9 protein-coding genes are annotated in these 9,360 nt (G+C 32.4%); 1 reads left to right on the forward strand and 8 read right to left on the reverse strand.

The annotated features are described in order from the left end of the window. Nucleotides 1-416: 416 nt before the first annotated feature. The 3 genes from ACTNA4_RS15470 to ACTNA4_RS15480 are packed head-to-tail and all read right to left on the reverse strand — an operon-like array spanning nt 417 to nt 4,477. Nucleotides 417-2,996: an FtsX-like permease family protein gene (locus ACTNA4_RS15470; RefSeq protein ID WP_441030987.1), complete on the reverse strand. Its 2,580-nt coding sequence runs from the start codon at nt 2,994-2,996 to the stop codon at nt 417-419. After that, on the reverse strand, nt 2,986-3,672 hold the full coding sequence (locus ACTNA4_RS15475) for an ABC transporter ATP-binding protein (RefSeq protein WP_441027163.1): 687 nt from the start codon (nt 3,670-3,672) through the stop codon (nt 2,986-2,988). The genes ACTNA4_RS15470 and ACTNA4_RS15475 overlap by 11 nt, the downstream gene beginning before the upstream one ends. 28 nt (nt 3,673-3,700) lie before the next feature. After that, the gene (locus ACTNA4_RS15480; RefSeq protein WP_441027165.1) at nt 3,701-4,477 is read right to left on the reverse strand and encodes a helix-turn-helix domain-containing protein; all 777 of its coding nucleotides are present in this window, start codon (nt 4,475-4,477) and stop codon (nt 3,701-3,703) included. A gap of 1,005 nt (nt 4,478-5,482) precedes the next feature. Between ACTNA4_RS15480 and ACTNA4_RS15485 the strand changes: the two genes are divergently transcribed. Next, nucleotides 5,483-6,064 carry a hypothetical protein gene (locus tag ACTNA4_RS15485; protein ID WP_441027167.1) on the forward strand — a complete coding sequence of 194 codons (582 nt, stop codon included), beginning with the start codon at nt 5,483-5,485 and terminating at the stop codon, nt 6,062-6,064. 81 nt (nt 6,065-6,145) lie between these two features. Here the strand turns inward: ACTNA4_RS15485 and tnpB are convergent, their stop codons facing one another. The 5 genes from tnpB to ACTNA4_RS15510 form a co-directional block, all read right to left on the reverse strand. Beyond that, on the reverse strand, nt 6,146-6,343 hold the full coding sequence (gene tnpB / locus ACTNA4_RS15490) for an IS66 family insertion sequence element accessory protein TnpB (protein WP_441027169.1): 198 nt from the start codon (nt 6,341-6,343) through the stop codon (nt 6,146-6,148). Then, entirely contained in the window at nt 6,340-6,543 is a 204-nt protein-coding gene (locus ACTNA4_RS15495) for a hypothetical protein (protein WP_173759644.1), read from the reverse strand. The genes tnpB and ACTNA4_RS15495 overlap by 4 nt, the downstream gene beginning before the upstream one ends. Nucleotides 6,544-6,726: 183 nt before the next feature. After that, nucleotides 6,727-7,374 (reverse strand): hypothetical protein, encoded by a 648-nt coding sequence (locus tag ACTNA4_RS15500; protein WP_441027171.1) that lies wholly within the window; start codon nt 7,372-7,374, stop codon nt 6,727-6,729. 6 nt (nt 7,375-7,380) lie between these two features. Further along, nucleotides 7,381-7,860, reverse strand: a complete 480-nt coding sequence (locus ACTNA4_RS15505) for a Mov34/MPN/PAD-1 family protein (RefSeq protein WP_441027173.1) — start codon at nt 7,858-7,860, stop codon at nt 7,381-7,383. Further along, nucleotides 7,860-9,167, reverse strand: coding sequence for a ThiF family adenylyltransferase (locus ACTNA4_RS15510; RefSeq protein ID WP_441030990.1), 1,308 nt, complete (start codon nt 9,165-9,167; stop codon nt 7,860-7,862). Before ACTNA4_RS15510 ends, ACTNA4_RS15505 begins: the two co-directional genes overlap by 1 nt. Nucleotides 9,168-9,360: the final 193 nt, after the last annotated feature.

The following is a 9,360-nucleotide window of genomic DNA, read 5'->3' on the forward strand; positions in this document are numbered from 1 at the left end:
GTGAAAAACTCCAATCTATCAAAAATCGCATGTGAATTATAGTGAATTACTCCAACTCGCAAAGGGCTGGGGTAATTTTGTATCTGACCGCATTAATATTTGGCGCTTACAAAAAATCTTGACACAGTCCTATAAGTAAGTGATTTCTAATTCATGGGACGACAGGAGATGTAAAAACATCCAGAATATTCAATTATAACTAAAAAGACTGTCAAAAACGGTTAAACACCGAATTTACCAGTCTTTTATAACATTTTTAAAATCAGTCATTTAGTAATAAACATTAAAAAATGAAGTTTTCCCATAGTGTCGTTTGAACATCATGGAGTTTTACTAATTTTTACATCATTCGAATATTCTCTGTCTTGTTTGGAAAACGAAAAATAATTATATCATTTTCCTTCTCTTATCATCCTCTATTCTAAATTAAATCTTAAACGTTCAGCAATACTTCCTTTTTTGGTCTGATGATATATTAACTCTGCTATTTCAATTGTAACTATTAGAAGAACTATGGCTAAAATTATAAATAATTTCCATGGAAAATAAAATCTAAAATACGCTAATTCTTTCTTTATACTTTCCCCCATTAGCCAAAGTATCCCATAACCAACTGTGCCTACCAAAACAATAACAATTCCCCAATGCCAAATGCCCTCTGCAATTAATAGTGTTCTCAACTGCTTACCTGTCATACCAATACTTTCCATTATAACTAATTCATGTTTGCGAGTTTGTATCCCTGTTACAATTGTATTCCAATAATTCATTATACCTATGGCAAGTAGAACTATTCCCAATGTACCCAAAACTAAATTAGTAACTTTTATATAACTCTGTGCTGATGCTAAATGTTCAGAATTGCTATATAAAAGTAGTTGGTTCCATTCTTGTGATTTCTTATTGACATTTTCAACTAGTTTCTCCACATTTTGTTTTATAATTGGCTCTCTTAACGTATCGACATTCAATGAAATTACAAACTTTTTTTCATCCATGCCTAATTTCTCAAATCCTTCTTGAGATATTATAAAATAGATAATATTTGTTCCATTTGTAGTCATCTGTAAATCTGGAAAATGTTTATTTTTCGTATCAATATAACCTGCACATTTCATCTCCCCCAGTTTTATCTTTTCTGTATCGTCTTTACCATAAGAATCTAAATTATAAAAGCTAATGTTAGTTCCCGGGACTTTATCTACCTCTTCTTCCAATACAGGGGATAATTCATGATGATGCAACAAAATAACCCCTTCTCCTTTTTTAAGCATTTCTATATCTGCTGAAATTTTAAATTTTTGAACATACTGTTGTAATTCTTCAATATATTTTTGATCAACAATTTGTAGTGTTGCAAACTCTTCCCTACTCTCTCCCGCACTAGCTTTCATCTTCGGGCTTAACGCTTTATCTTCTTGTGGATGTATCACTGCAAACCCACCTTTTGAAATATTAACCGTTTCTATACCGTCAATATTCTTTATTGCTTCAACCTCACTTTTAGGAATTACTGGTGTTTGATCCGAGAATTCTTTTGGTATATATTCTGATATCATATGCATCTCTATAATACTGGAAATTTTAAAATCTGGATTTTTCAGTATATTATTAGTGGTATCTGTTCCAACTGTAATGACCAACGTCCCCAACGCTGCAATATATCCTATACTCAGTGATAATATAGAAATCATAAACTTTGTAGGTATTCTTTTTACATTTCTCCAAGCCATCCATAATATAGATGTCTTCTTCGCAGAATGTATATGCTTTACAAAAACGTGGTTACTATATTCGGAATATCTCATGCTTTCTACTGCACTTAGGCGTACCGTCTTCTTTACAGCTAAATTTGTTGCAAAAAATGTCGTTAAAGAAACAATTCCTATTGCAAGTAGCAAATATCCCCAATAAAAAATGGATATACTATCTGCGTCTCCTTTTCCTTTAAAAAATAACCTTTCCAGAGTTCCGCGTATAAGAATTCCAACTACCCCTACCCCTAATATTCCACCAATAACCACTCCCTTAAAAAGCATTTTTTCTGTTTGTATTCTTACTATAGTTTTTAATTGTTTCAAACTACATCCTAACGTTTTTAGCAACCCATACTGTTTTATTTCTCTTCTTACAGAAATATTAACTACATTATAGATAAGTAAAAAAGCACTTATCATAATAATTAATATACAACATCCCATTACAAGATAATTGCCAAATAAATCTTCCATGCTCTGACGTACCAAAGTATTTTGTCCAATAAACTGTTGTTGTTCATCTAGCATTTCTATATCTTTATATAACTGTTCTTCAATTGAAAAAACATCATATAAATTACTCTGAAGAAGCATAATTTCATCTACTGGAAAGATATCTATTTTTTGTTCATTCATATATTTATACGATACATAAGCGATAGGTGCATTTATTCCAGGATCCACGTAATCTGTATAATATCCCGATAAAATCATTCCTCTATTTTCATATTCTTCACCCGATTCCTTATTACGAAGCTGCATATCTATATTCATACCTATTTGTGGATTATCTATACCATACTCTTTCAACCATCGAATTGGAAGCATGATCTCGTTTTTTTCTTCTGGATATTTCCCATGTATTTCACCATATGCAGGCTTAACTAATTTTTCAAAGCCAACTTTATCTAAGTATTCTACAATTCCTTCATCCATTTTATTTACTTTAGCATAGCCTACATATTTCTTAATTCCTAGTTCTTCAATATAATCTAATTCTTTTATGCTTTCATACTGTTCTTTTGACGCATTTTCCAAATATGTGCTTGTAATTTCCCCTCCATTTCGCGCATACAGTAAATAGTCCGCATCCATTTTCCCAGATATAATCGCAAATACACTATAAATCAAAAAGATTGACATTGCTATTGCACTAGTTAGGATAATATTTTTACTTTTATTTTTTCTATAATATGCATCTGCTAATTTATAAACCATACTACAATTATCATTTTTCATCTTCTCCTTCCTCCTTACATATTAATCCATCCTCTATCCGTATGATACGATCCGATTGTTCTGCTATAATTTCATTATGAGTTACAATAATTATAGTCTGATGAAAACGTTCAGCCATATTTTTCAGTAAAGCAATTACAGCACTACTTGTTTTTGAGTCTAAATTACCCGTAGGTTCATCTGCTAGTATGATCGCTGGTCTTGTTAACATAGCTCTAGCTATCGCAACCCTTTGCTGTTGTCCTCCAGATAAAGTGTTTGGCATTTGATATAGCTTATCCTTTATTCCTAGCGCCGTAACAATATCGTTCATATATTCTTCATCTATTTTTCTCTCGTCAAGTGCTAAAGGTAAAGTAATATTTTCATATACATTCAATACAGGCACTAAATTATAATTTTGAAAAACAAAACCAATATTTCTTCTACGAAATATTGTGAGTTCTTCCGCATTCATACCTATCAAATTTTGTTCCTTTATGACTACTTCGCCTCCTGTAGGATCATCCAATCCGCCAAGAATATTCAATAACGTCGTTTTCCCACTTCCTGATGTTCCAATAATCGAAATAAACTCTCCTTCTTCAACCTCCAAATTTATTCCATTCAAGGCTCTAACTTCATTTTCGTGATTTCCATATGTTTTTGTAACATTTTTTACTTCTAATATCTTCATAAAAATCACTCCTTATATCAAATATGGCTTATTTATAAAGTTTTGAATATATTCCATTCATTTGTTCTACTGCTTTCTTTATCTCTCCCTGCAATTCTAAATAAATTTCATAATCTTCCTCATCCATTTTTTTCAGGTTCTTTATTTCTCCAGTTTTATCAAGCGAATATTCTCTTATTTGGGGAGAAACTCTATCTTCCGTATAATCTCCTTTCGATATATATAATGTTGTAAATTGGTCTGTTTTCCGTATTGTCACATCTACCTTTTTCGTACTTAATAAATCAGAACCGTTTTGAGTATATGTTCCTACCACAAATTTTTCACTTGAATCTAATTCCTGGTTCCATTTCCATAAAGCAGGTCTATCAAATAGATAAATATCATATCTAAAATCAGTATCTTGTAAGCAATAATAGTTATCCCCTTCCTTTTCAAATCCTAGCTCTTTTAAACTACTTTCCATAGAATGAATTATATTGTTTTGCTTAAAAGTTTGAATACCAAAATATGATATGCCCACTAAAGCTATTACTGATATAATAGCTGCTACTATTTTGAATATTTTTAAATGTTTTACTTTTTTATCAATTTGCTGTACTATTTTTAAATTATCTCTCAACATAACATCCACTGAGACTCCAGATAAATCACTAATCTTGACTAAAGTTTGTAAATCGGGAAAGCTCTTTTCTTTTTCCCAATTTGAAATTGTTTGTCTTGTGACATGAAAATACTCTGCAAATTCCTCTTGTGACATTTTTTTCTCTTCTCTTAATTTTAAAATGGTTTCTCCGATTTTCATTTATACGACCTCCTTATATTTTTGTGAATATTCTTGTTTGCGAAAACCGCAATTCCGGCAATGTGGAAACCGACATTCCGGTTGTCGGAAACCGGCTTAATTCTGCTTGGGCGATTGTGCCTTGTATTGATGTTATTTGTCAAGCCCTTGCCGCATAAGCGGTGCAAAGCAGGCTTGACTAATTGCATCAATGCAAGTACTCTTTTCAGAGCAGAATTATCAAAAGCGGTTTCCTGTCGCCGGACTATTGGTGTAATGCCATCCGGAATATTCATTTTGATAATTCTATTTTACCAAAAACCATCGTAATAACCAGCAAATTCTACTTACAACCTCGTTCTTTCACCGCAAATTATTTTTACGTCGAATAATTCTGCCGTATTCAGGTTGATATGGCAAATATTTATTGTATGATATGTTCATATAAACGCTCCCAATTCGTAAGACGAAGCCGCCCATCCAACAGACATCGAACCTTCCCATTCTGCCCCTTATTCAGGCTATGTATAAATGTAATATTCCCTACTCCAGAAATCAAAGTCCGGTTTCTGCTTTTTTGTACGGTATAGTTAGTTTTGCGATTTCTATTTTCCCGAATTAATGTATCAGCAACTGTTAAGCTGTTAAAAACAATCCAATAAAATCTGTTGTTGCCTGATCGGTCGAACTGTTCACGGTCTCCACAAAGACTTAAAACCGATCTAAATGTTCTAAAAATCCTTCCTGAACATCCAATAATACTCTGATAAGAGTGTTGATTAGTGTTATAATATCCATAAGTAATGAACTCATTTCGGTTTGTATTTTGGGTGCAAAATCGTTATGCCTCAAGGACTCATTACTCTTTTCATATATTCTTAATCAACTGACTATTTCTTTACTCCAACAATCAATGCAAACGCTTATTTCTGACTTTTAAAAATCATATTTATTATTATTTTTAGATATGATAAAATCATTACTATAATTGTAAATAATGCTTTTCAGATACGAAAGGAAAATGTCATGGAATATTTATACCTTGAATGTGTCAAACACGAGACATTGGTTAATGATCTGCAAGTTCTTACTGGGGCTACCCTGGAAAAAACCGAGCAGCTTCTTAATGTGTTAAAAGATATTTTACCAAATACTCTGCAAGAATCTGAGTATTTTTATGAAGAGTCAGAAGAAGCTGTTACTCCTGATGTCTTGAGTTTTTTTATTCCGGAAACGAGATATTACATATCCATAAAGAGATCAACGCTTCACATAGCAATGTGGATCATGGATTACTTTTTTGCAAGTATTCCCTCAAAAATAGATTCTCTTACAGGTTTCATGAAAAAAGCAATATGGAAAATCACTGATAGACATTTTTGTGTTTTTTCTGAAATTCTTCGTTTACATGAGTGTAGTAGTTCCCAACTTGAACAAATTTTTGAAGAACGACATGAATGCTGTAACCATTCAGAAATATGGAAATGTCCTTTCTTATTCGAAGAGAAATGTCTATTAAGCAACACAGAAATCAAAAAGATTATAAATGAATTAACCGAAGATGATTTAATTTTAAAAAATAATGAAATTATACATTATAATTGGTAACAGAAAGGCAGAGATTTTATGCAGAACATTTTGGATGAAATTACTCGAAGAACAAAAAAATCAGTTTACGAATATCCTTTTTCAGAAGAATCTATATCTCAGTACTTTTATGGAATCTCTTTTTTTATTGCAAAAGATAAAAACCAGGTCTCCCTGATATGGATCAAGTTGAAACTGTGTGCTGACTGCAGCGACTAACCCCGGGATCTGTTTACGGAAATCTGTACTGCCACATGCCAGAAAGATCCGGCTGGCCCCTTCCGTCATACGCCTCATCATAATTTTTTCATTACCTGCATCAGCTTTAATAAGGTATCCGGATGAAACCCATCCGGAATGTATAGTTTCATTCCCTGAAAATATATCATCAGCCGGTTATCATTGGTATTTGCTGTCCGGTTGTTTTGGTGAGATGAGATTCCGGATGAAGAGAAAACCTCCGCAAATGTGGTTATAGTTTCCTGGTTGGTTTTTCCCATAGAATAAGTCCTCCTTAAAATATATTGGTTTTTCCCAGTATATCAATTGGTGGAGGAAATAGCACTACGCCTTCTTTTGAAGCACTTACATACAAACGAGTGCTTTGTGTCAACATTTCAGTATCTTATATAAGAAAAGAACAGGATTTGCACTCCTGTCCTTCCTTCTTATATTCCGCTCAATTAATTGGTCTTCTGCAATTCAAAAGTTCCAATGTTTCCACCTTTATTACCAACATTACTATTATCTCGATTATTAAAATAACGGCCAAATAAATGATTATCATCATCTAAATCCAAAATATTATATCCATCATATTGATGTGGTAGTTCTCTACTATGGTTAATAAAACCAAACCCAACTTTTACTATTCCATCTCTTTCTATAAATATAGATGCTACATTGCTCTCCGATTTTGACTTAGGAAAAGTAGATACAAAACTGATTTTACTCCATGTTTGCACCACATCCAAATCCATATGTATTGTCGTTTGATATGTGGCAGAAGTTAGATTTCCTTCCCAATGCCCATTTAAATCTGGCACATTAAGAACTTTTCTTAATAGTTTCCATTTCCAAATATAATTGTCGAAAAGCCAATATATTAACCCATATAGAAATGTAACCCCTATAAAATTTGTCGTAACTCCCAATTCATCACATAATCTTAATATATCTGAGATCCATGCATATTGCTGTAACCACATCTTTGCATTTGTTATAATTCCTCCAAGCCAAAAGGTGAGAAATGACGATAATATTATACTTAATATAAATATATTTAAAATTACCTTTCCCCGCAGACTTTTATCAATTGTATATGCATGCATTATAATTTACTCCCCATTTCTTTCTCCTTCAGATAGCAACTGCATTTTTATCGTATCTTCACGCTGTACTATCAAATTAATTTTCTCATCTTTTCCAACAATTATTAATAAAGTTCCAGGAAGTGAATCCCGCACTTTTGCTGCAATTTCTTTCAAAGAATGTATATCTGTGTCAGACGGAATTGGTTGCATACAGGGATGGGTATGCCATTCTCCAATATAATTTATTACTCCATCTGTTTCAAGCCATCTTTTGTTAACTATTTTCTGTGCTTTTCTCGCATTCCTTCTATACAATATTCTTGAAAAGAAATTAGTTTTCAATTCATAAACTTCCACTATTTCTATAACTCTATTGTTTCTATTGAACTTTCCAAGTAGAATCCCACCTGTTTCGTATTTCATACTAGAGTAATAATACCTTTTTAAATCACTGAACACTTCCGGCTTAATAATAATCTTCAAATCATTTATTATATGATACATTAGTTATCGATCCTTTTTAATTCCATAAACCTATCTTCTTTTGATCTCCACTTAGGTTTTATTTCAAATTTTTGTTGTCTGGCCCACTTCATTTTTCCAATCCAAGTAAATTCGTAATTATGCTTCTCTTTTTTCGTATAAATTTTTCTATAATAAATATCCAGGAAATCCAGAACAAATTTCTGAGCTTCAAACCCTGCATATGGAGCATATGCACTTTGACAACCGGCTTCGCTTTTTATATATTTTCTACTATCAACTAAAACATTATTATTAAACGTGCCATTGACGTCGAAAATATTTATTTCTGTACTCACATCAATTTCTCCCTGAAAAACCAAAGCATGTCCAGCAACTAAATACGGTTCTACCCATAGAATTATACATTCTTTCTCAATCTGCTTTTCCTTAAGTAGTTGTATTACCTTCTTTTCAATTACTGTATTTCCAACGCAAATTAGTATAAGATCGAAGCTATTTAACTCCGTACAACGGTTCAAGAAATATTCCCACGCATTTTCATCTATAGAATTACATTTCATTGCAGGATAATGCTTCAGTAATTCTAATTTCAGAGCCTCTGATTTTGATGTAGGTAAGCACAAATGATCACTTCCACATAAATGTCTGGCCAAATTTTCTGTTTCCAAAAAGTCATTATCGAGCAAAGTAATATCATCCGTAATTCCTATATCTATTATTGCTTTACTCACATAACTTCCTATAGAACCACATCCAATTAATAAGCAGCGTTTATCAAAACATGCATTTCCATCTCCGCCCCTCGTAAATAGTCTTTGCATCTGATAATTTCTTGTTTTAAATCGCTTAAATGTTCTTCCTTTGTTTGCTGCTAATACTCCTTTTATGTTTCTTCGGGACAATTTGATTCCATAAGATGAAAGACTAATCTCTAAAGAGAAAATGCATTTTCCTACCCCATTATCTGCATATAAAATAATTAATCCCTTACCAGAATTCTTACTTAAGAATCCATAAAAATGAGATAAATCTGATTCTGGAATTAACTCTTGTATATCTTTAATATTTTTAAGATTCACTAGAATCTTTTTCCCTATATTTATAAATAACGCTCTTTCATAGACCATCTCTTTGGGTTTTATACCATAAGAGTTATTAATAAATTCGGCTATTTTTTCCTGCTCATCAGCAACTATAGTATAATCTTCTAGCCATTCATACCTCCACAATAGATGGGTTGTTAAATTTTTACCTCCCAAATAATCTACTCTTCCGGCAGCTTTTGCCTCCCAAAATGAAACTGTCTCTAATTGATAGTCAATCATGTTCTCTTTGTTTTTACTATCTGTTAATAAACTTTTTGCACGAATAACACTATCCAATGCATCTTGAAGGAAGTTTTGAGGATTTGTGCAGTTTGCGCCCTCTGGCGGTCGCAAATGCGTTTTTCAACGGCCGCTATGCGGAGCAGAACGGCCGCTCGTATTTAGTTGATTGTTGATAAGTTATCGTATGTTT

This window comes from Bariatricus sp. HCP28S3_A7 (genome assembly GCF_052066375.1).
Classification (GTDB): domain Bacteria; phylum Bacillota; class Clostridia; order Lachnospirales; family Lachnospiraceae; genus Allocoprococcus.